We start from the raw sequence: 20835 nt of genomic DNA on the forward strand, positions 1-20835 counted from the left end.
TTGAGCCAGGTAACCTGGCCGCCTTTCCTTGCACGTGATGCGTGCGTTGTCTCCGGCCGGATCCGGCCTGGCCGAGCTGGGCGCGGCCAGAATGCACGCACCGAGTACCGCGCCTGCGAGGATTGCGGCACCGGTCGAACGGTAGCTGAGGGACACGGGATCTCCTTCGATGGATTCGTGCTCGCCGACAGGCCGAACGAAGCCCGAGTCGACCCAGGTCATCACTTTCGACCAGAACGTATTCGGCACCGAAGCCGCGCCGGATCTGGTGGACCGTAGAAGAAGTCCTGACTAAGCCTCGCGCCCGGGCCGCGGGCAACGGAGCAGCTGATCGAGCTGTGCCGCGACCCGCTCGAGCGGAGTAACCGAGCGGGCGGCGATAGACATGACAACCGCACCCTCGATGGCCGCTACCGCCGTGGTTGCCAGGGATGCCGCGGTCGCGCCGTCGAAGTCCTCGGCGATCAACTGCTCGGCTATCAACCCCTCCCATTCGGCGAACGCCTCCGCGGCAATAGCAGGCGCCGCAGGCACTTCCGACCCCGCCAAGGCCGCCGCGACCACCGGGCACCCAGCGGTGAAGTCGGCCTTCACCAGCGTGTCCTTCCACATCCGCACGAAGTCGGCGAGCCGGGCAGCAGCGGTACCGGACTCCGCCGTCGCGGTGATCGCGGCGGCCATCACCTTGCCCGCTGTCCGGGTGGCCTCCTCGACCAACTGCTGTTTGCCGCGCGGAAAGTTCTGATAGATCGACCGGCGAGCGGTGCTGCTGTGCGCGAGCAGCTCGGTCATGCCGGTGCCCGCGACGCCACGGCGGCGGATCAGATCGATCGCGCCCATGATGAGCCGCTCACGGGGACGCATCGTCATGGTCGCAGCTTACCCATTTTTTGCTTGCGGTAGACCGATCATGCTACTACCGTGTAGGAACCCGTGACCTTTGGTAACACCTACGGCCCAGCTCGCCTCGGCGAGGCACGATCATGGAGGAACACATGACCGCTCTCGTCGATCCGGCGGCGACCACCGCGGGCCATCCCTTCGACGCGATCGTCGTCGGCGCAGGTATCGGCGGCATGACCGCCGCCGCGTATCTGGCGGTGGCCGGCAAACGCACCTTGGTGCTCGAGGCCTACGACGTGATCGGCGGCTGCACCCACGTGTTCCGGCGGGCGGGAAAGTGGGAGTTCGACGTCGGCGTGCACTACTTGGGCGATTGCGGACCGAACGGCCAGATCCCGACCATCCTGCGCGGCCTCGGGCTGGACAAGAAGATCGAGTTCTTGCCGCTGGACCCCGACGGTTTCGACACCATCGTCTTTCCCGACCTGACGCTGAAGATCCCCCGGGGCTGGGACAACTACCAGCGCAACCTGATCGAGGCGTTCCCGGCCGAGGCACGAAAGATCCGCAGGGTGGTCGGCATTCTGCGGCGGATCGGCGCGAGCATCGACCACAGCCGCACCCCGGCATCCCTGCTCGGCAACGCGAAGTTCTTGCTGGCGGCCGGTATACACGCGCCATGGGCGATGGTTCCGCTGACCCAGCTGTTGAACGCCCACCTACTCAGTCCCCCACTCAAAGCCGCGATGTCGGTGCAGTACGGCACCTACGCCAGCCCACCGCACCGCACCCCGGTCGCGGTGCACGCGTTCATGCTGCAGAACTTCCTCAGCGACGGCGCCTGGTTCCCCAAGGGCGGTGGGCAAGTGCTCTCGACTCGGCTCGGCGAGGTCGTGGTCGCCAACGGCGGACAGATTCGTACACGGTCCGCGGTGCGCCGCATCCTGGTCGACAACAAGGCGGTAGCGGGCGTCGAACTAGCGGACGGCACCCGGTTCACCGCGCCGATCGTGGTCTCCAACGCCGACCTCAAACAGACCTATCTCGAGCTCGTCGGCCGAAAACACCTGCGCCGCACCACCATCGCGCGGGTCGAGCGACTGCGGATGTCGCAATCCTTCTTCAACTGCTACCTGGGCGTCGACCTCGACCTGAGTACCCGGATGGCCAACACCAACTTCTATTCGCTGCCGACCTCGGAGGATGTCACCTCACTGTTCCAAGCCCTGTCGGAGAACAAGCCGGGCTACACCAAGGACGAGCGCATCGCCGAGGCTCGAAAGCGGTTGCCCGCGTACGTCAGTGTCACCACGGTCAAGGACCCGGACAATCCACACGGCGCGCCGACGGGCTCCTCGGTACTCGAGGTGATGACCCTGGTTCCCTCCGAGCCCGAATTCTGGGGATTGACCGCCTGGCCCGCGGCCGGCGACGACAGCTATCAGCGCAACCCCGAATACCTGCGCGTGAAAGCGGCATTCACCGAGATCATGATCGCGCGGGTCGCCGAGGTCATCCCCGGCATCGCGGACCACATCGTGTGGTGCGAGGCGGCCACCCCGCTGACCCAGCACCGCTACACCCGCGCCACGGCGGGCACCCCGTACGGACTCGAGCTGTCCCTCACCCAGTTCGGGCCGCTGCGACCGGGTACCCGCACCGAAATCGACGGCCTGTTCCTGTGCGGCGCGAGCACCGCATGGGGTCCCGCGGTCGAAGGAGCGATGCTGTCCGGCCTGCATGCCGCGGGGGCGGCGTGCGGGCGCGACCTGGACGCGGAGATCCGCGCAGGCAAGGTCTTCGGCGTAGCCGACCTTGCCGCCGACTCCGCGAAGTGGGAGCCGCTCGCCGCGGCCAAGAAACTCGCGGTCCGTACCCCGCGTGCGGCCGCCGCACGATCCTGAACCCGTTGCCCAGCAGAAGGACTCAGCATGACCCCCGCCACCACCCTGGCCGACCCGCTCGCATTGCCGTGCGGCCAGATCCTGCCCAACCGGCTGATGAAATCGGCATTGAGCGAAGGCCTCGGCAACACCGCCAACGCACCGGACCAGCGACTGACTCGGCTCTACACGCGCTGGGGCGCAGGCGGTTACGGATTGGTGGTCACCGGCAATGTGATGGTCGACCGCGGCCATCTCGGCGAGCCGGGCAATGTGGTGGTCGACGACGAGCGTGATCTCGACGCGTTGACCGGGTGGGCGAAGGCCACCCACGACGGCGGCGCGCCGATCTGGATGCAGATCAATCACCCTGGCAGACAAGCTAATCCGCTGGTGACACGGACCCGCCCGGTCGCACCGTCGGCGATCGCCCCGAAGATCCCCGGCATGCCGACGCCGCGGGCGCTCACCGACACCGAGATCGAAGACATCATCGACCGCTACGCGACAACCGCGCGGATCGCCGAGATAGCGGGGTTCGACGGCGTGCAGATCCACGGAGCGCACGGATACCTGGTGTCGCAGTTCCTGTCGCCGCTCGCCAACCAGCGCACCGACCGGTGGGGCGGTAATCCCGAGCGCCGCATGCGCTTCGCCGTCGAGGTGGTCCGCCGCATTCGCGCCGCGGTGGCACCGGGCTTCGCCGTCGGCATCAAGCTGAACTCCGCCGACTTCCAGCGCGGGGGTTTCACCGAGGACGAGTCGCGAGGTGTCATCGAACGGCTCGCCACCGAGGGCCTCGACCTGATCGAGATCAGCGGCGGCAGTTACGAATCCCCCGCCATGATGGGCCGCAAAGACGCACCAGCGGCGAGCACCCTGGCCCGCGAGGCCTACTTCCTCGACTACGCGCGGACTGCCCGCGCCGCCGCAGGCGCGCTGCCGATCGCCGTCACCGGCGGGTTCCGCTCGCGCACCGCCATGGCGGACGCCCTCGCCTCCGGCGGCTGCGACGTGATCGGCATCGGCCGTCCGACCTGTGTCACCCCCGACGCCGCCGACGCCGTACTCACCGGCCGCGACGAACGCCTCCGCACCGTCGGCATCGCCATGGGCCTGCGCGGCCCACTGTCCAAGGTCACCAGCCTGCGCTCGCTCGACGGTGCGCTGGATCTGCAATGGCATACCGATCAGCTGCACCGGCTCGGCGCGGGCAACGATCCCGACCCTGCCCGCCCGTGGTGGAAAACGACGTTCAGCATGCTCAACCGCAACGGCCTCGACGCCTTCCGCCACAAACGCGGCTGAAAAACCTACTGATCGAGAACCTAAAACCTTGGATTGCAGCGAGATCGAAAGCGGTACGCTTCGTCTACGAACACGCTCCCGTGGCACTTCTGCCGTCGACGTGGACTTTCCTCACCGACCCGCGAGTGTGCCGAGCAGCGCGCAGACCGAAGGGAAGTGGTCATGGCAGGCAAGCGCACCGTCCTGACCGTGCGATTACGCCGGTTGGCCTCGATGCTGCAGGTGATGCGCGAGCAGGCCGAGCTCAGCAAAGAAGACGTGAGTGCGAAGACCGGTATCAACGTCACCACGCTGTACCGGATCGAGACCGCGCAGGCCCGGCCGCAGCGGCGCACCCTGCAGGCGATGCTCGATCTGTACGGCGTGACCGAGGAGCAGCGCGAGGACGCGATGGAGCTGCTGTCGGACGCGCTCAAGCCGGGTATGTCGCGGGCGTACGAGGGCAGCGTGTCCGAGGTGTACGCGGCCTACATCAATTTCGAGGCCGAGGCCTTGTCCGCGCGGCATTACCAGACCTCCACCATCCCAGGGCTTTTGCAGACGATGGAGTACGCGACCGCGGTGATCGACACGTCGATGCCGAAGGTGGAAGCGTCGATCATGGAGGACCGGGCGCGCGCCAGGATGGACCGCGCGGCCAACCTGACCAAGGAGGACCCACTCGAACTGTGGGTGGTGATGGACGAGGCCGCGATCCGGCGCACCGTCGGCGGGCCCGCCGTCATGCACGGCCAGCTGAATCGGCTGCTCCAGGAAACCAAGCGCAAGAACGTGATCCTGCAGGTCCTCCCGTTCGACGCGGGCGCGCACCCCGGCATGGCAGGCTCGTTCACCCTGCTCGACTTCCACGATCCGGCCGACCCGGAGCTGGTGTACGTGGAGGGCATCGCGGGCGACGAACTCATCGAGGGTCACCCCGAAATCCGGCGGTTCGGCGTGATTTTCGACCAGCTACGCGCGATGGCGCTGAGCCCGCGCGACTCCGCGGAGATGATCATGGACGCCGCGGCGCGGATGGGGCACTAACCGCGGCTGGCACGGCGGTAGCCGACGGCTGCGGGCACCGCGAACAGCACGATAGCGCCGACCGACCACGCCACGGTGGCGAGCAACGGGGTTCGCACCGCTCCGCCGAGAGACAGCCCGCGCATGGCGTCGATCGCGTAGCTCATCGGCTGGTGCGCGACGATCGGCTGCGCCCAGCGCGGATACGCGGCCAACGGCACGAACCCGGTGCTGAAGAACATCATGATCGAGGAGCCCAGCGAAACCGCCTCCACCAGTGCCGCTTTCGCACTGAACACCGCGACCGCCGTGACCAGCGTCGCGAAGCCGAGCCCATACAGCAGCGGCACCCCGAACAGCGCGATCCCGGCGAGCAGCCCCTGCTCGAACCGGAAGCCGAGCAGCATGCCCACCCCGAACAACACCGTGGTGCACAACAGGATTCGGACGCCTTCGGCGAGAATCCGCGAGGCGAGCCCGGACGCGCGATGCACCGGCAGCACCCACAGTCGGGCGAGCAACCCCTGATCACGTTCCCGGCCGAGCGTGATCGCCCCGGCCAGCGACCCCGACATCACCCCGACCAGCGCCACCATCGGCACCGAGCCGTACAGGGCACTCGCGCCGGAGAATACCGAAATCTGCTTGCCCAGCACGGTATTCAGAACGATCAGCAATAACGCCGGAAACACCAGCGACTGCACCATCGTCAACGGGTCACGCCACCAGCGCAGCAGCAGTCGCCGGGTTTGAATGACGGTCTGCGGCACCAGCAATCGCCAGGTCTCGGTGCGACCGTGCACCACCGGCAGATCGGCGGCGGCTACCCGACTGTCCGTGCGGGTCATCCCGCCCTCCGCAGGGCGACGACCGCGCTGAGCGTACCGAACACCACGAGTATCCCGACCGCCCAGGCCAAGCCGGGCCCGAGCACCGGCCAGCCGACGATGCCCGCGTTGCCACTCGGATCACCGGCCAGCGCGCGCAGACCGTACACGAACTGCGACACCGGCTGATTGCGCGCGAAAAGCTGGAGCCAGGACGGGAATTGGTGCGCCGGTGCGAGACCGGTGGACACCAGGCCGAGGATCAGCTGCGGAAAAATGAGCGCCTGCGTGATCGCTTCGGGACTCTTCGCGAGGCTGCCGATCAGATCGGCGCCCAGACAGAACGACAACGCGATGAACAACGAGAGAGCCATGAATCCCGCCGTATGCCACCAGCTTCCGTAGAACCTGACGCCGATCACCAGCCCGCACCCAACAGCGACCGCCAACGAGACCACGGCCCGGTACATCGCCGCCGTCACCCGCGCCGCCAGTGGCGCCGTCGCGGGCATCGGCATCGAGCCGAATCGGACGGTGAGCCCATCCTTGGCGTCGCTGGCCGCGCGGAACGCGGCCGAGGTCGCGCAGAACGCCACCGCCTGCATCACGATCATCGGCATGAGGAACTGGGCATAACTGCTGAGCCCGTGCCCGTACACGCTCATCACCAGGTTCAGTGGCACATAGAACCCAAGCGTGAACACGGTCGGCGCGACCACGGCGGTCACCAACTCGCCATTGCGCCAGGACGGCCGGATCAGGCGGCAGGTCAGCACCCACCACTGAGCGGCCGCCCCGATCCGCGGCCGTGACGCCACCATCAGCAGGCTCATCTGCACGCTCTCATCCTGCGGATATCCGCACCGGTTTGCCGGGAACCGGCACTTGTCCGCATGTCGCGGGTGACTGTCCTAAGGGATACCGAGACAGCGCGCGATTCGGTTCACCGCGTCGCGCGATTTGCCGCGAAAGTAAAAGCCGGTCGACTACTTTCGAGTGGTTCGAGGTACCGCATCCATCTGTTCGAACATCTGGGAGGGACCATGGCCGAGGTCACCGCACAGCGGGAATCGCAGCCGGAGCTGAAGCGGGTGATGGGTCCTGGACTGCTGCTGCTGTTCGTGGTCGGCGACATCCTCGGCTCCTCGATCTACGCGCTCACCGGCAAGGTGGCCAACGAGGTCGGCGGCGCGGTGTGGGTACCGTTCGTGGTCTCGTTCCTGGTCGCGCTGGTCACCGCGATGAGTTACCTCGAACTGGTCACCAAATACCCGCATGCGGCGGGCGCCGCGCTCTACACGCACAAAGCCTTCGGCATCCAATTCCTGACCTTCATGGTCGCGTTCGCGGTGATGTGCTCCGGGATCACCTCGGCCTCGACGGCGTCGCGCGCCTTCGCGGCCAACTTCGCCGCGGCCTTCGACCTGGATCTCGGCAAGGGCATCGCGATCACCATGATCGCGCTGGCCTTCATGATGGTGGTCGCGGCGATCAACCTGCGCGGGGTCAGCGAGGGCGTCAAACTCAACGTGCTGCTCACCTGCATCGAGCTGACCGGTCTGCTGATCGTCATCGGGATCGGCTGCTGGGCACTCGGCGCGGGCGACGGCGACTTCGGCCGGGTGGTCGAATTCGACACCGGCGACCGGACCGCGGTCGGCGGCGTCATCGCCGCCACCACGCTGGCCTTCTACGCGATGGTCGGCTTCGAGGACTCGGTCAATATGGCCGAGGAGTGCAAGCAGCCGAGCCGGATCTTCCCGAAGGTGCTGCTGGCCGGCCTGGCCATCACCGCGCTCGTCTATGTGCTCGTCTCGATCACCGCGATCGCGCTGGTGCCGGTGGCGCAACTCGGCCAAGGCGACACACCGCTGCTGCAAGTGGTGCAGGTGGGCTGGCCGGCGTTCCCGACGCACGTCTTCGCCTACATCAGCATGATCGCCGTCGCCAATACCGCGCTGATCAACATGCTGATGGCCAGCCGCCTGCTCTACGGCATGGCCAGGCAAGGGGTGTTACCGCGGCCGCTCGGGCACGTCCACGCCGGTCGGCGCACGCCCTACATCGCGATCCTGTTCACCACGCTGCTCGCGCTGTGCCTGATCGCGGTCGTCAGCGAGGTGCCCGAGCTCGGTGGCACCACCGCGCTGCTGCTGCTCGCCGTGTTCACCATCGTGAACGTCGCCGTGCTGGTGCTGCGCCGAGATCCGGTGGCGCACGAGCACTTCCGCACGCCGACCGCGCTGCCGGTGATCGGGGCGCTGACGTGCGGGTTCCTGGTGACGCCGTGGACCGATCGGAATCCGCAGCAGTACGCGATCGCGGGGGTGCTGCTCGCGGTCGGCGTCGTGCTGTGGGGCGTCAACCACCTGGCGATTCGGTACTTCCACGCCGCACCCGCAGCGGCGAAACCACCCGTCGAATAGTGGATCTTGTTCTCCGACAGTGCACCAACTCACGCCGGGTTCGCCCGGATCACCAGGTGACTAGTCGCGGCACGGTGAGTAATGTGTGCCGGGATGACCAGCATGGAAGCTCGTTTCGGTGACGCGACCCGAACCGTGCCCCTCCCCAACCCGTGGAACCTGGCGGCCTATCTGGCCGCTGTCGCCGCGCACCGCGGCCGCTCCATCAGCCTGCACACCGCGCCCAAGCCGCTGCTGAACGAGATCGGTTGCGGCGGAGGCGGTCTCTGGGTCGCGCGCAAACACGACGACATCATCGTCTACGACGTCGACGCCACCGACCGCAATGCCGACCACATCATCCTGCACGAGGTGGGGCACATGCTGCTCGGCCACGGCACGACCGAATCGGATCGCAGCGCGCCGGTGCCGCCTGCGCTGGGACTGCTGCTGCCGTCGGTGTCGCCGCAGTCGATCGAGCATGTGCTCGGCCGGACCGAGTTCGGCGTCGAGCGGGAGCGGGAGGCGGAGGTGTTCGCCGATATGACCATGGTCTACGCGACATTGCCGCAGCGCCGGAGCCGGTCGTTCCGGCTGTTCGGCCGCGGGAAATAGTCACGAGCGCTCGTACGGGTCGTCCGGTAAGCGCCGGATGCCGTAGCGCAGGTCGTCGATGAGGTCCTGGTAGACGTCGGCCAGCTCCTCGATCTGTACCCACGCGTCGTAGAAGACCGCCTCCGGGGCGTAGGCCAGCGCGGCGAACGCCTGCGCGGTCATCCCCGCGAGCCGGTCCACGATTCTGCCGACGGTTTCGGTGTGCTCGGGGGCGGCGATCTCCGGGACCGGGGTCGCCAGGGTGACCCAGCGGTCGATGGTGCGCACCAGCTGGATGCGACGCCGATCGATCTTGACCGACTCGGTCGCCGGGGTCCGCTCGCGGACCAGATGCAACTGAGCCAGTTCACCGGCCGCCTCCAGCATCGGATGGTCCTCGTGCGGGAAGCCGCGGAAGGCCGCGAGCAGCAGGTCTTTTCCGGGGAGCGCGCGGTCGTTGCCCGAGTGATTCATCGCAGCGCACCCACCTGGTCGTGCGACCACGCACCCTGGTAGCGAACACCGCACCGTCGCCGCAGCTCATCGCGCACCTGGCACACATCGATAGCGTGAACGAGACTTCCCCCCTCCACGTCGATTTCACCTACTTCCGTTCATCCGACACGCGCTGGTCAGCAACCTCCCCACCAGCCTGCCGTCGCGTCCCTCCGGGTTCGGCAAACTTCGAGTGAGCACACCTTAATCTGCCACCCGGAACTAATGGCCTGCGGCTATACCCAATCGACGCGACGCCGAAACCAATCCCGGGCGAGTCGGGCAAATCGTGCTTGATGCGCACGCAGATGCGGCGAGCGGGCCGGCGACTGCCGCCGGGAGTTGACCGCCCAATACCCGGCCAGCGCACACACCAGCGCGTCTATCTCGGCCGGATCGACATCCTCGGTGACCGGATGGCCGGCGACGATCGGCTCCGGATCGACACCGCAGGCTGCGAAATACGGGGCGAGCAGGATCAGATCGACCCAAGCCGCTCCCCGGCACGCCCAGGCCCAATCGACCACGACGACTTCACCATTCGGCCGTCGCACCAGATTCCCTGGACTCAGATCCGCGTGCAGCAGCGTCTCGCCGCGCACACCTGCCGACCAGCGGGCCTCCAGCTCGGCCAACCGGTCGAGGTTGCGTACCGACCAATCGTCCAGATCCGCGGGTGCTCCCGATTTCGCGAAACCTCGCCACCCGGTGAACTCGGACTCCATCTCGGCCGCAATCTCCGGGATGTCCCCGAGCGGGCATGGCGTCAGCGTTTCGGCCAGCCGCTGCACCGTCCGCAGCACATCGGCCAGCTCCCCCGGGTCGGCCAATCGAGGTTGCGCACCCGCCACGTCCTCGAATGCCGAGACGAACCAATCTGCCACGGTCATTTCGAACCGACATCGTGCTGCCGGAAGACTTTCCGGTAGCCGCGCCGCTATTGCCGCCTCGCGGCGATACATCCCCGCCAGCTCGTCGTCGGCACGGATGGCCTTCACGAATACTCGCGAACCGTCCGCCGGCAGCAACCGAGCCGCCATGCCGTGGCTGAACCCGGTTTGTTGCCCGTCCGCACGGACGACAGTGCTCCCGAGCCGACGCTCGATCCCGATGCGGACATCGTGCGGCAGCTGGTCCCATTCGATCCGGAAGGCGGTGTCCCCGTCGTCGACCATGCTTTCATCCTGGGAGTTGGGGCCGCGGGTCTCCACTGAATAATCCAGCACCGCTGGGCGGTTGATCCAGCGCCGCCGCTGTCGGTCGAGCCACCGCCGCCGGTCGATGCCGCGGCGCTGTCGGTGGATCTGCCGCCGCCGGTTGATCCAGCGCCGCCGTCTGTCGGTACGCCACCGCCAGTTGACCCAGCGCCGCCGCCAGTCGATACGACGCCGGTCGATCCGGCATCGCCGTCGGTTGATCCGACCCCGACGCGGGCGCCGGTTACGAGAGGGCGGGCTCGGTGGTGAGGTAGTCGGGTCCGCCGATGTAGGTGGTGTGGCCGGATTCGGCGGGGCTGGTGCTGGCTTCGGCTACGGCGGTGGCGAATTCGGTGATGGTGGGCAGTGGTGCGGTGTCGCGGCGGGCGGCGACGGCGTCCGGGTTTCGGCGTTCCAGGAGCTGGACGATGATGGTGCCGTCGATCATGTCGCCGGAGACGGTGTGCAGGGTGACGCCGTGCGTGGTGAGGGTGGGGATCATGGCGCGTAGTGCGTCTTCGCCCGCGCGTTTGCTGGCGGCGATGGGTTCGTATTCGGCGGGAACGGGTTTGCGGCCGTGGAAGTGCGCCTGGTGGCTGGTGACGAAGACGATGCGCGCACCGGAAGGCATGTGCGGCAAGGCAAGTCGGGCCAGCCGGGTTTGCGCGTCACGGTTGATCGACATGGCGTAGCCGGCGGCGGCGTTGCGCTCCAGGCCGCCCGAGGCGTTCAGGATCAGCACATCCAGACGGCCGAACTGCTGGGCGATGCCGTCGATGAGGGCGCGCGCGGAGTCCTCGTCGGAGATGTCGGCGCCCGCGGCGGACGCGCTGCCGCCCGCGGCGATGATCTCGCCCGCGAGCGTGTCGGCGCGCTTGGCCTTTTCGCGATAGTTGATGATCACATGGTCGCCGCGGCCGGCGAGGATGCGCGCCGTTTCGGCGCCGATGCCGCGGGAGGCACCCGTGATCAGAACGATTCGCTGTCCGGCTGGTTCGACCACCGTCTCCCTCTCGGTTGCGGACCCGGCGGCCCGGCGGATTGCTTCTAATTCAGAATCACTATGGTAGTTCTAAATGAGAAGTGCAAGCGGGGCGAAACCGCCCAAGGACCGGGCAGATCCAGCGAACGCACCGGTATTGGCCGCGATGGACCTGCTGGGTCAGCGGTGGGTACTGCGCGTGCTGTGGGAGCTGGAACCGGGGCGGCTCGGGTTTCTCGAACTGCGGCGACGGATGGACAACTGCTCCTCCAGCATGCTGTCGGTGCGCCTGCAACACCTGCAAAGCGCGGGGCTGATCGTGAAGAACACGGATAAGTCCTACGAACTCACCACCGCGGGAACCGAACTCGGCGTCGCCCTGCGCGGCGTCTGGGATTGGTCGCGACGATGGGCAGCGACACTGACCGATCCGGCCGATCGCACGGTTTGACCTTCCGCCTACTTGAGACTCCATGATGACGGAGTGGCAGAGTCCGACGGGTTGATCACGATAGGCGTGCTGGCGCGAGCGAGTGGGCTCACAGCCAGTGCGCTGCGGTTTTACGACGACAGCGGGTTGCTGGTGCCCGCACGGGTGGATCCGCTCACCGGGTACCGCTACTACACGGCGGCGCAGCGGGAACGCGCGACACTCATCCGCAGGCTGCGGGCGATCGAGGTACCGCTCGACTCCATCTCCGACATTTTGTCCGGTGATACCGAGCGCGCGGAATGCTTGCTGGACGAGCACGTCGGCGAGCTGACGCGCCGGGCACAGGAGGCCGCTCGCGTTGCCGAGACGATCAAACAGACCCTCGGCGCCGGATCGACTGGCGACCGGGTCGTGCTGCCAGCCGCATTGCTGGCAGCGGCCTTCGAACAGGTGCGGGCCGCTGCGGCGATCGGTCGCGAAATACCCGTGCTCGCCGGGATTCTGGTGGAGGCCAACGCGAATTCGCTGACGCTCACCGCCACCGATCGGTATCGGCTGTCGACACGAACAGTGGTGACACGGGATCGGCGAGGCGACGATTGGGCGCTGGTCGTCGACGCGAGCGACGTCACGCCGGTCATCGCATGGCTGCGCCGGCAGGACGAAATCATCGCCGCCCCACGGGATCAGGCACTGGTACTCACCGGTGACGGCGCCGAGCGACATTGCCGAGTGATCGACGAACCGTTTCCCGACTATCGCGCGGTGCTGTCCGGACTCGCGCCGGTCCGAACACGGGTACTCACGGCCCGGGATCGGTTACGCGATCTACTCGAAAACTCCTCCCGCACAGTACGGTTCGAGCTGATCCCGACCACGGGCTTCGTAAACCCGTTCGCCACCGGTGCCGCCGCACCGCGCGACCAGACCGATCTCACAGTCTCCGATGGCAGCGGCCGACACCACCTCCCCGCCACGGTCACCGGCGACGCCATCGATATCTCCTTCGACGTAGCAACACTGCTGCCCGCGATCCACACCGCGCTGGGCCCAGAGCTCATGCTCGACATCGCCGCAGCCGACCTCCCGGTCGTCCTGCGCTCCGCCACCGACGGCGACCTCACCACCCTGGCCATGCCGACCCGGCAGCCACTCGACAGATAAGGACCTCCGCCATGACAGACGAAACCATGGCCGCCATCACGCAGGCGGTAACACTCGGGCACGAAGGCCACCCCGACGCGGCCCGCGAGTCCCTGCTGACCCTCTGGAATTCCCTTGGCCCGCAGGGTGATCCGCTACATCGCTGCAGCCTCGCCCACTACCTCGCCGACCTCTATGACGACGCGGCCGAAGCCCTCACCTGGGACATCCGCGCCCTCGACGCCGCAGCCGCGCTGACCAACGCCCGCGCCCAGCAGTACGAGCCCAGCCTGGACGTTCAAGGCTTCTACCCCTCCCTGCACCTCAACCTGGCCGACAACTATCGCCGGCTGAGCTCCTTCACTGCGGCCCAACGCGAGGTCAGCGCCGCCCGAGCCACCCTCCACACCCTTCCTGACACCCCTTACGCCACCATGATTCGCACCGCGGTCGAGGAGGTCGAACAGGCAATCCGTGCCCAGAACATCCAACCCCGGCCATCCGCACCCACCAGCAGATAACGAGCGAAGGCACAACTGGGCGGCATCGACAGGGCTGCGGCGGCGTTGTCGAGCGTTGCCACTTCAGCAGAGTCATATGGTTGCTCGACAAGATCAGGTAGCGACCATTCGACTCCGGTCGATTCGCATCTCGATGGCCCGCGCGGGCTCTGGCGGGCAAACGCGAACGGCCCGCACTCCGAGAGCGCGGGCCGTCGACGTCAAGGTCTACTTCAGCCGGAGCTTGCCGAACAGCCCGTCCTTCTCATCCTCCGGACCCGCCGTGAAGTACAGCGAGTCGGCATCCCCGAGGCTCTCCCCGTTGCCGAACATGAGCGCCCAGAGCCCTTCGACCGCAACGGGCTTACCCTCCGCATCGCGCAGGTAGTCGACGAACTCGCCGGTCGCGTCATCGAACGCGAGGATGTAGCCGGCACCGCCGAAGTTGCCGATCAGCAGTTTGCCGCTGAGCGGGCCGAAGCCGGCGGGCGCGACGGTAACGGCCCAGGGTGCGTTGAAGCGCTTGTCGCCGTCGAGCACCCGAACCAGCTTGCCGTCGGCGTCGAACTCGGCGACCTTGCCCTTGTCCGGCAGACCCTTCGCGTCCGTCTCCTGATCCTTGTCCAGCGAATCCTCTTCGCCGACGTCGAGCTTGGCCGGGTCGGCCTCGGCCGGCTTGGTGGTCGCGTAGGCGACGAACACCCGGTCGCCGACGGTGGACACGTTGAACGGGGCGGGATCGCCCGGCTTCACCTTCTTGCCCTTGTCCGGTGCGGCGGCGTCGACGGCATCTCCGGTGGCGAACGGGTTGACGAAGCCGGTGGTCGGGATCAGCTGCCAATTCTTGTCCAAGGTGCGCACCTGCGGCTCCTCGCCGAAGTCGGCCGCGAGCAGCTTGTCACCGGACGGGGAGAGCGCGATTCCGAAGAACTGCATGCCCTGCGACTCGCCGTCGAACATCAGGTTGGCGGGTCCGTCCTGCCGGACGATGGTGCCGTCGGCGGCCTGCTCGGTCCAGCCGGAGATCTTGCCTGAGTCGGTGGCGAAGATGAACCGCGCCGAACCGCTGAGCAGTTGCCGCGCACCGTTCACCTCGACCGGCTGATCGCGCACCACGAACAGGTCGGAGGTGATCGGCGCCGGGTTGAACAGCACACCGGTGGCCTTGCCGATGCCGTTGTCCGAGGTGTCGGCGTCGGCGCCGGGAATGGTGACGATCTTCAGCGGATCCTGGAACAGCTTCTGCAGCTTCGGGTCCGCGGACGCCGTCACATCGCCGACGAACTGGAACGACTTGCCGCCCGCACCCACCCAGAAATGGCCACCCGCACCCTTCGGCCGGTCGGCGAGGCCCCAGGCATTCACCATGTCGGGAAAGGTGAACAGCGCCTGATACTCGGCTTTATTGGCGGCCAGGTTCGTCTGCACATACCGATTGCCGTCCAGCGCGGGAACCTCGGTGTCGGCCGGCTTGGACTCCGAGCATGCGACGGCGACCACCAGCGCGGCGCCGAGCACCGAGGCGCGCAGCAGACCGTTTCTCGTCCGCGCCCGCCACGCACCGGCCGGGCGCACATCACTGCAGTGTCCGTTCACCATCTTGTTCCTTTCCGACAGACTCGCCCCTGCCGGGACGAACCACACAGCGGAGCACGCGCCACCAGCGACGAACGCGCATTCTCCGAGCCGGTCGACATTTGCCGGCAATTTCTGTGGGCCACACACCACGATTGGCGTTTAGGCGATGCTAACCTTAGCTCCAGCAGAATTCGGCAGTATACGAACACCCCGCGAACCAACAAGGTTTAGGCTGTGCGCCGTGGTCGAACCCCAACCCGCAATCGCGCCCCATCCCGATATCGCCCCCCTCGCTCCACTGCTCGGCACCTGGCGTGGCAACGGACGCGGCGAATACCCGACCATCCAGTCGTTCGATTACCTGGAAGAAGTCCGGTTCGGCCATCTCGGCCGCCCGTTCCTCACCTATCGGCAGCGCACCCGCGCCGCCGACGGCAGCCGCCCGATGCACGCCGAAACCGGCTATCTGCGGTGCCCGAGCCCGGACCGAGTCGAATTGATCTTGGCGCACCCCACCGGAATCACCGAAATATGTGAGGGCGCACTGAATGTCGCCGACGGTGCGCTGCACATGGAATTCGACTCCACCAGCATCGGCCGCACCGGCACCGCGAAACTCGTTACCGCCCTTGGTCGCACCTTTCAATTGAAAGGCGACACCATCGATTACACGTTGCGGATGGCCGCCGTCGGGGAGCCACTGCAACACCACCTCGCCGCCACGTTGCACCGCGCCGAGTAGCTGCGCACGAAAGGCTCCACGCGGCGAGGCCGTACATAACGAGCTCGACCAACCGCCGGTCGCCGCTGCCGGTGCGAATGGCCGCGGGCCGAGCGGCCATATCTTCGATCGTCGTGGTCGGCGACGACGGCACACGCGGGCCGCGCCGAGTCCGGCGAGGGCCAACCGGCCCCCACGCAGCGGACAAATCCTGCAGATCCGAATACCTCCGCCGAGCGCGGGTAAATTCTCGACATTATTCGGCCCGATCGCTCCTTTTACGGAGTAGTTCCACCATCGCCACAATCTGCGGAATCGGCCTCTCGCCCGACGGTAGCCTCACCGAAGATCGTCAGCAAATGTGACCTGCCGCACTTGACGGGCCTGACGTGCCGTCCGTCACTTGCGCTTGTTCACTGAATCGATCTCGGTTTACGGTTCTGCTTCAGCAAACTTTCAGAAAACTCTGCGCGGCAACCCTCGCGCGGAGTAATCAGCACCATTCCCCCGTCGACACCCCTGACCCGAGGGAGCCGAACAATGAAGCGTTCCACCACAGTTCTGGCCAGCGTGGCCATCATCCTCAGCGGCGCGGCCACCGTCCAGATCCTCGACGGCGGCGACGCGGGCGCCGCGATCATGGACCACTCCGCCGCGACCAGCAACCAGTCAGCGCAAGACCCGGCTCAGTAACCGGGCGGCAGCGCGGCGACCATATCGCGGGTGACCGCGACCGCATTGTCGGAGCTGCCACCCTTGACCAGCAGCGTCGCGAACGCGATATCCCCGCGATAACCGACGAACCACGAGTGCGACCCGCCGTCGACCTCGGCCTCACCGGTTTTGCCGTACACCTCCCCCTGATCGGCGATCCGCTCCGCGGTGCCGCCGGTGACCACCCTGCGCATCATCGCCCGCAACCCGGTGATCACCTGTGGCGAGAAGGTCGTCAGTTCGCCGTCGACCGTGGTGGTGCGGCCCGCGATCAGGTACGGCACGGGTACCGAGCCGTGCGCGATGGTGGCCGCCATCAAGGCCATGCCGAGCGGGCTGACCACCACTTTGCCCTGGCCGATACCGTCCTCGGTGCGCTGGATCAGCTCGTCGGACGGCGGCACCGAGCCGGAGAACGTCGGCAGGCCGGCCACCGTATAGCCCGGTCCGACACCGAGTTTCGCGGCGGCCGCGTGCAGCGCGTCGCCCGGCAGCCTGCTGGCCACGTTGGCGAAGGTGGTGTTGCAGGACCGCTCGTAAGCCGTGATCATCGGCACGTCACCGACTGTGAACAGGTTGTAGTTGGGAATCATGCGTTCCCCGATGGTGATTCGGCTCGGGCAGGGCAGCACCGTGTCCGGGGTGGCCAGGCCGGTCGACATCGCGGCGGCCGCGGTCACCGTCTTGAACACCGAACCCGGCGGATACTGCCCGATCGTCGCGACCGGGCCGTCCCGATCCGCCGCCTTGTTCTGCGCGATCGCCAGGATCGCGCCGGTGGACGGGCGCAGCGCCACCATCATGGTCTGCTCTTCGCGCAGGTCGACGGCGCGCTGCGCGGCGTTCTGCACATTGCGGTCCACGCTGAGCGAGAACGAGGGGGCGGGTTGTGACGGCACCTCGGTGAGCACATCGGTGTCGGCGCCGTTCGCGTTCATGGTGACCACGCTCCAGCCCGCCTTGCCGTCCACCTCGGCGATCACCGTCTTGCGGATCTGGGCCAGCAAATCCGGGGCGAAGGCGCGGTCGGTGGGCACCAGGTCCCACTGCGTACTGATCACCACGCCGGGCAGGCCGATGAGATCGGTACTCACCTGGTCGAATTCGTGCTCGCTGAGCAATGCGACCGTGTACGCGCCGCTGGTCGCGGTGGCGGCGTCCCGGATGGATTCGGGCGTGAGCTGCGGGTCGAACCGGCCCAGCGCCGCCGCGAGCACGGTCGCGACCGCGCCGGGGTCGGCGGCTTTCGCCGCGGTGAACGCGACCCGGGAGACCTTGCCGGGCACCAGCACGTCGCTGCCCGCCTGCTCGTTGACCCTGGCGCGCGGGGCCGGGGTCGATCGCAGCGACATCGTCTGCGTGTCACCGAGTTTGGGGTGGATGTTCGAGGAGGTCCAGCGCACTTTCCAGCGACCGCCGCTGCGGCCCATCTGCAATTGCCCGGTGTAGCGCCAGGTCCGGTCCTTGGGGAGCCGCCACTCGTAGGTGTAGTCCACGGTCGCGGTGTCGCCGGTGACCCTGGACGAGCCGATGCGAGCGGTGAGCCGCTCGGCCTGCAGGTTGTCCCAGGCGGAACCCATTGCAGCACCGGCCTTTTCGGGCTGATTGGTGAGCCGCGCCGCTCCCGACAGGTCGCGCTCGGCGAACGCCGCGACGAAGTCGTCGGCCGCGGGCACCGGTCCCTGCGGACCGCGCGCACAACCCGCCGCGGGCACCGCGAGCAGCGCGACAGTGAGCGTGATGAGAAGCGGTGTTCTCAGCGGTGTAGTGCTAGTCGACATCGATACCGATGGTAATAGCCAACACCGAGCAAACACTCGCGCCGCTCCGTGTTTCTTTCCACTGAAACGGTTTTCAGCGTAAGCGGATCAGTCGAGCAGGACCGTGGAGAAGGTAGCGATCTGCCGGAAGCCGACCCGGGAGTAAGCACGGCGCGCGACTTCGTTGTAGTCGTTCACATACAAACTCGCGGTGCGGCCGGACGCGATGACCGCGTTGGCGATGGCGGCGGTGCCCATGGTGCCGCGCCCGGTGCCGCGATGTTCGGGATGCACCCAGACACCTTGGATCTGGCCGGTGCGCCGGGACAGCGAACCGACCTCGGCCTTGAACACGACCTCGCCGTCCTCGAAACGTGCCCAGGCACGGCCGGATTCGATCAGGCTCTGAATGCGGCGACGGTAGCCGCGGCCACCGTCACCAGCGCGGGGATCCACGCCGACCTCTTCGATGAACATGGCGATCGCGGCGCAGAGGTAGCGGTCGAGTTCATCCGGGCGCACCCGGCGGACGGTCGGGTCGGGAGCCACCAGCGGCGGTTGAGTGAGGGCGAGCAGCGGCTGCTCGCCGCGTAATTCCCGCTCCGGACCCCAATGGTCGGACAGCATCTCCCACAGCGGTAACGCCAGTTCACGACGTCCCACCACCGAGGAGGCGATGCGTGGCCACCGGATCGCCCGGTCCGCGAAGGCCCGCAGCGCATTGCGGTCACCGCGCAGCGGGATCAGGTTCGCGCCGGAGAAGCACAACGACTCCGCGGGGCCGCCGCGACTCCACAGTTCACCCTGCCCGCACCTGGCCGTGTCCAGGCCGAATTCCTGGAGCCGGGCGGCGACCATGCACGAGGCCACCGGATCGGCATCCAGAATTCGCAGGACCTGGCCCAGGTCCCGGTTCGCGAGCTGCCGCGCGGGGACGTACTTCGCCCTTCGCGTCGGCTCCAGCAGACTCCGCACGGTGATAGCCTGCCACGAATATCGACGATGTGGTACGGCTATGCCGAACGCAACAGTCCGAGGTGTGTCGAACTGAACCGCGCGAAGCGCACCTTCAGCGCGCGCCGGGGCCTGGTGAAAGTCCGGTCGGCGGCTCAGCCGACCGTGACGACCGGTTCGCCCGCACCCGCTTCCACGCCCATTTGCTCGGCGATACGCAGCGCCTCCTCGATCAGGGTCTCCACGATCATCGCCTCCGGCACGGTCTTGATGACCTCGCCCTTGACGAAGATCTGTCCCTTGCCGTTGCCGGACGCGACACCGAGATCGGCCTCGCGCGCCTCACCGGGACCGTTCACGACGCAGCCCATCACGGCCACCCGCAACGGCACCTCCATGCCTTCCAGTCCGGCACTGACCGCGTTCGCCAGGGTGTAGACGTCCACCTGGGCGCGGCCACACGACGGGCAGGACACGATCTCGAGCTTGCGCGGGCGCAGGTTCAGTGACTGCAGAATCTGGTCGCCGACCTTGATCTCCTCGGCGGGCGGCGCGGACAGCGAGACGCGGATGGTGTCGCCGATGCCCTCCGACAGCAGCGCGCCGAACGCCACCGCGGACTTGATGGTGCCCTGGAACGCCGGGCCCGCCTCGGTGACGCCGAGGTGCAGCGGGTAGTCGCTGCGCGCGGCCAGCTGCCGGTAGGCCTCCACCATGACCACCGGGTCGTTGTGCTTGACCGAGATCTTGATGTCGCCGAAACCGTGGTCCTCGAACAGGCTGGCCTCCCACAGCGCGGATTCCACCAGCGCCTCCGGGGTGGCCTTGCCGTACTTCTCCAGCATCCGCTTGTCCAGCGAACCGGCGTTGACGCCGATGCGGATCGGGATGCCCGCGGCCGCCGCCGCCTTGGCGACCTCGCCGACCCGGCCGTCGAATTCCTTGATGTTGCCCGGGTTCACGCGCACCGCGGCACAGCCCGCGTCGATCGCGGCGAAGATGTAGCGCGGCTGGAAGTGGATGTCGGCGATCACCGGGATCTGGCTCTTGCGGGCGATCGTCGCCAGTGCGTCCGCGTCTTCCTGACGCGGACAGGCCACGCGCACGATGTCGCAGCCGGAGGCGGTCAGCTGCGCGATCTGCTGCAGCGTGGCGTTGATGTCGTGGGTCTTGGTGGTGGTCATCGACTGCACGGAGATCGGGTGATCACTTCCGACCCCGACATTGCCCACCATCAACTGACGGGTCTTGCGTCGAGGAGCGAGAACGGCCGCAGGAGCGGCGGGCATCCCCAATCCGATTGTGCTGGTCACCTTCGGCTGCCTACTTTCGTACGTACATTCCGGGCCGTTCGCCTTCCGAGCTTAGTCGCGCACGCCGAACGACCACCCTGTGACGCCCACGACAACGTGCTGTCCCCCATGTGCCGGCGACAGGGTACCGCGTCGCGGGCGCACAGTGGGGGTTCGGTCCTCGACCGGGAGCTCGTCCGGG

General features: G+C 67.3%; 20 protein-coding genes. 10 read left to right on the forward strand and 10 right to left on the reverse strand.

Annotation, left to right across the window (positions count from 1 at the left end):
* Positions 1 to 291: 291 nt before the first annotated feature.
* A complete protein-coding gene (locus DMB37_RS09555; protein ID WP_240772318.1) occupies positions 292 to 870 on the reverse strand; it encodes a TetR/AcrR family transcriptional regulator in 579 nt (192 codons plus the stop codon).
* Positions 871 to 995: 125 nt separating this feature from the next.
* Here DMB37_RS09555 and DMB37_RS09560 point away from each other — a divergent pair, with 125 nt between their 5' ends.
* From DMB37_RS09560 to DMB37_RS09570, 3 genes are all read left to right on the forward strand, one after another.
* Entirely contained in the window at positions 996 to 2747 is a 1752-nt protein-coding gene (locus DMB37_RS09560; RefSeq protein WP_206055222.1) for an NAD(P)/FAD-dependent oxidoreductase, read from the forward strand.
* Positions 2748 to 2774: 27 nt separating this feature from the next.
* A complete protein-coding gene (locus DMB37_RS09565; protein ID WP_135232388.1) occupies positions 2775 to 4034 on the forward strand; it encodes an NADH:flavin oxidoreductase/NADH oxidase family protein in 1260 nt (419 codons plus the stop codon).
* A gap of 162 nt (positions 4035 to 4196) precedes the next feature.
* Positions 4197 to 5060: a helix-turn-helix transcriptional regulator gene (locus DMB37_RS09570; protein WP_135232389.1), complete on the forward strand. Its 864-nt coding sequence runs from the start codon at positions 4197 to 4199 to the stop codon at positions 5058 to 5060.
* Here the strand turns inward: DMB37_RS09570 and DMB37_RS09575 are convergent.
* Entirely contained in the window at positions 5057 to 5887 is an 831-nt protein-coding gene (locus tag DMB37_RS09575) for an ABC transporter permease (protein ID WP_135232390.1), read from the reverse strand. The genes DMB37_RS09570 and DMB37_RS09575 overlap by 4 nt on opposite strands.
* Positions 5884 to 6699 (reverse strand): ABC transporter permease, encoded by an 816-nt coding sequence (locus DMB37_RS09580; RefSeq protein WP_135237462.1) that lies wholly within the window; start codon positions 6697 to 6699, stop codon positions 5884 to 5886. Before DMB37_RS09580 ends, DMB37_RS09575 begins: the two co-directional genes overlap by 4 nt.
* 210 nt (positions 6700 to 6909) lie before the next feature.
* Between DMB37_RS09580 and DMB37_RS09585 the strand changes: the two genes are divergently transcribed.
* Positions 6910 to 8292 carry an APC family permease gene (locus tag DMB37_RS09585; protein WP_135232391.1) on the forward strand — a complete coding sequence of 461 codons (1383 nt, stop codon included), beginning with the start codon at positions 6910 to 6912 and terminating at the stop codon, positions 8290 to 8292.
* Positions 8293 to 8385: 93 nt separating this feature from the next.
* A complete protein-coding gene (locus tag DMB37_RS09590) occupies positions 8386 to 8886 on the forward strand; it encodes a hypothetical protein (RefSeq protein WP_240772319.1) in 501 nt (166 codons plus the stop codon).
* Here the strand turns inward: DMB37_RS09590 and DMB37_RS09595 are convergent, their stop codons facing one another.
* From DMB37_RS09595 to DMB37_RS09605, 3 genes are all read right to left on the reverse strand, one after another.
* Positions 8887 to 9339 (reverse strand): DUF4254 domain-containing protein, encoded by a 453-nt coding sequence (locus DMB37_RS09595; protein WP_135232393.1) that lies wholly within the window; start codon positions 9337 to 9339, stop codon positions 8887 to 8889.
* Between the two features lie 257 nt (positions 9340 to 9596).
* Entirely contained in the window at positions 9597 to 10535 is a 939-nt protein-coding gene (locus DMB37_RS09600) for a phosphotransferase (RefSeq protein WP_135232394.1), read from the reverse strand.
* Positions 10536 to 10800: 265 nt separating this feature from the next.
* Positions 10801 to 11559, reverse strand: coding sequence for an SDR family oxidoreductase (locus DMB37_RS09605; protein ID WP_240772320.1), 759 nt, complete (start codon positions 11557 to 11559; stop codon positions 10801 to 10803).
* A 73-nt stretch (positions 11560 to 11632) separates the two neighbouring features.
* Here DMB37_RS09605 and DMB37_RS09610 point away from each other — a divergent pair, with 73 nt between their 5' ends.
* Genes DMB37_RS09610 through DMB37_RS09620 form a run of 3 tightly spaced genes read left to right on the forward strand, consistent with a single transcriptional unit; the run spans position 11633 to position 13635 of the window.
* Positions 11633 to 11989 carry a helix-turn-helix domain-containing protein gene (locus tag DMB37_RS09610; RefSeq protein ID WP_167768792.1) on the forward strand — a complete coding sequence of 119 codons (357 nt, stop codon included), beginning with the start codon at positions 11633 to 11635 and terminating at the stop codon, positions 11987 to 11989.
* Between the two features lie 33 nt (positions 11990 to 12022).
* Positions 12023 to 13135: a MerR family transcriptional regulator gene (locus DMB37_RS09615; RefSeq protein ID WP_135232395.1), complete on the forward strand. Its 1113-nt coding sequence runs from the start codon at positions 12023 to 12025 to the stop codon at positions 13133 to 13135.
* Between the two features lie 11 nt (positions 13136 to 13146).
* Complete coding sequence (locus DMB37_RS09620) at positions 13147 to 13635, forward strand: hypothetical protein (protein ID WP_135232396.1); 489 nt, start codon at positions 13147 to 13149, stop codon at positions 13633 to 13635.
* A gap of 207 nt (positions 13636 to 13842) precedes the next feature.
* Here DMB37_RS09620 and DMB37_RS09625 read toward each other — a convergent pair whose 3' ends face one another.
* Positions 13843 to 15213 carry a TIGR03118 family protein gene (locus DMB37_RS09625; protein WP_135232397.1) on the reverse strand — a complete coding sequence of 457 codons (1371 nt, stop codon included), beginning with the start codon at positions 15211 to 15213 and terminating at the stop codon, positions 13843 to 13845.
* A 220-nt stretch (positions 15214 to 15433) separates the two neighbouring features.
* Here DMB37_RS09625 and DMB37_RS09630 point away from each other — a divergent pair, with 220 nt between their 5' ends.
* A complete protein-coding gene (locus DMB37_RS09630; RefSeq protein WP_135232398.1) occupies positions 15434 to 15934 on the forward strand; it encodes a peroxynitrite isomerase in 501 nt (166 codons plus the stop codon).
* A 519-nt stretch (positions 15935 to 16453) separates the two neighbouring features.
* Positions 16454 to 16606: a hypothetical protein gene (locus DMB37_RS40440; protein WP_167768793.1), complete on the forward strand. Its 153-nt coding sequence runs from the start codon at positions 16454 to 16456 to the stop codon at positions 16604 to 16606.
* Here the strand turns inward: DMB37_RS40440 and DMB37_RS09635 are convergent.
* The 3 genes from DMB37_RS09635 to ispG form a co-directional block, all read right to left on the reverse strand.
* Positions 16600 to 18408: a penicillin-binding transpeptidase domain-containing protein gene (locus tag DMB37_RS09635; RefSeq protein WP_135232399.1), complete on the reverse strand. Its 1809-nt coding sequence runs from the start codon at positions 18406 to 18408 to the stop codon at positions 16600 to 16602. The two genes, DMB37_RS40440 and DMB37_RS09635, sit on opposite strands and share 7 nt — an antisense overlap.
* 87 nt (positions 18409 to 18495) lie before the next feature.
* The gene (locus DMB37_RS09640; RefSeq protein WP_186818349.1) at positions 18496 to 19362 is read right to left on the reverse strand and encodes a GNAT family N-acetyltransferase; all 867 of its coding nucleotides are present in this window, start codon (positions 19360 to 19362) and stop codon (positions 18496 to 18498) included.
* Between the two features lie 134 nt (positions 19363 to 19496).
* A complete protein-coding gene (gene ispG, locus DMB37_RS09645; RefSeq protein WP_135232400.1) occupies positions 19497 to 20654 on the reverse strand; it encodes a flavodoxin-dependent (E)-4-hydroxy-3-methylbut-2-enyl-diphosphate synthase in 1158 nt (385 codons plus the stop codon).
* Between the last annotated feature and the right edge of the window lie 181 nt (positions 20655 to 20835).

Source organism: Nocardia sp. CS682 (assembly GCF_004634405.1).
GTDB classification, from domain to species: Bacteria; Actinomycetota; Actinomycetes; order Mycobacteriales; family Mycobacteriaceae; genus Nocardia; species Nocardia ninae.

Coding starts and splice junctions, on each gene's coding strand:
- DMB37_RS09555 (WP_240772318.1), bottom strand. CDS start 870: ATGACGATGCGTCCCCGTGAGCGGCTCATCATGGGCGCGATCGATCTG.
- DMB37_RS09560 (WP_206055222.1), top strand. CDS start 996: ATGACCGCTCTCGTCGATCCGGCGGCGACCACCGCGGGCCATCCCTTC.
- DMB37_RS09565 (WP_135232388.1), top strand. CDS start 2,775: ATGACCCCCGCCACCACCCTGGCCGACCCGCTCGCATTGCCGTGCGGC.
- DMB37_RS09570 (WP_135232389.1), top strand. CDS start 4,197: ATGGCAGGCAAGCGCACCGTCCTGACCGTGCGATTACGCCGGTTGGCC.
- DMB37_RS09575 (WP_135232390.1), bottom strand. CDS start 5,887: ATGACCCGCACGGACAGTCGGGTAGCCGCCGCCGATCTGCCGGTGGTG.
- DMB37_RS09580 (WP_135237462.1), bottom strand. CDS start 6,699: ATGAGCCTGCTGATGGTGGCGTCACGGCCGCGGATCGGGGCGGCCGCT.
- DMB37_RS09585 (WP_135232391.1), top strand. CDS start 6,910: ATGGCCGAGGTCACCGCACAGCGGGAATCGCAGCCGGAGCTGAAGCGG.
- DMB37_RS09590 (WP_240772319.1), top strand. CDS start 8,386: ATGACCAGCATGGAAGCTCGTTTCGGTGACGCGACCCGAACCGTGCCC.
- DMB37_RS09595 (WP_135232393.1), bottom strand. CDS start 9,339: ATGAATCACTCGGGCAACGACCGCGCGCTCCCCGGAAAAGACCTGCTG.
- DMB37_RS09600 (WP_135232394.1), bottom strand. CDS start 10,535: ATGGTCGACGACGGGGACACCGCCTTCCGGATCGAATGGGACCAGCTG.
- DMB37_RS09610 (WP_167768792.1), top strand. CDS start 11,633: ATGAGAAGTGCAAGCGGGGCGAAACCGCCCAAGGACCGGGCAGATCCA.
- DMB37_RS09620 (WP_135232396.1), top strand. CDS start 13,147: ATGACAGACGAAACCATGGCCGCCATCACGCAGGCGGTAACACTCGGG.
- DMB37_RS09625 (WP_135232397.1), bottom strand. CDS start 15,213: ATGGTGAACGGACACTGCAGTGATGTGCGCCCGGCCGGTGCGTGGCGG.
- DMB37_RS40440 (WP_167768793.1), top strand. CDS start 16,454: ATGAAGCGTTCCACCACAGTTCTGGCCAGCGTGGCCATCATCCTCAGC.
- DMB37_RS09635 (WP_135232399.1), bottom strand. CDS start 18,408: ATGTCGACTAGCACTACACCGCTGAGAACACCGCTTCTCATCACGCTC.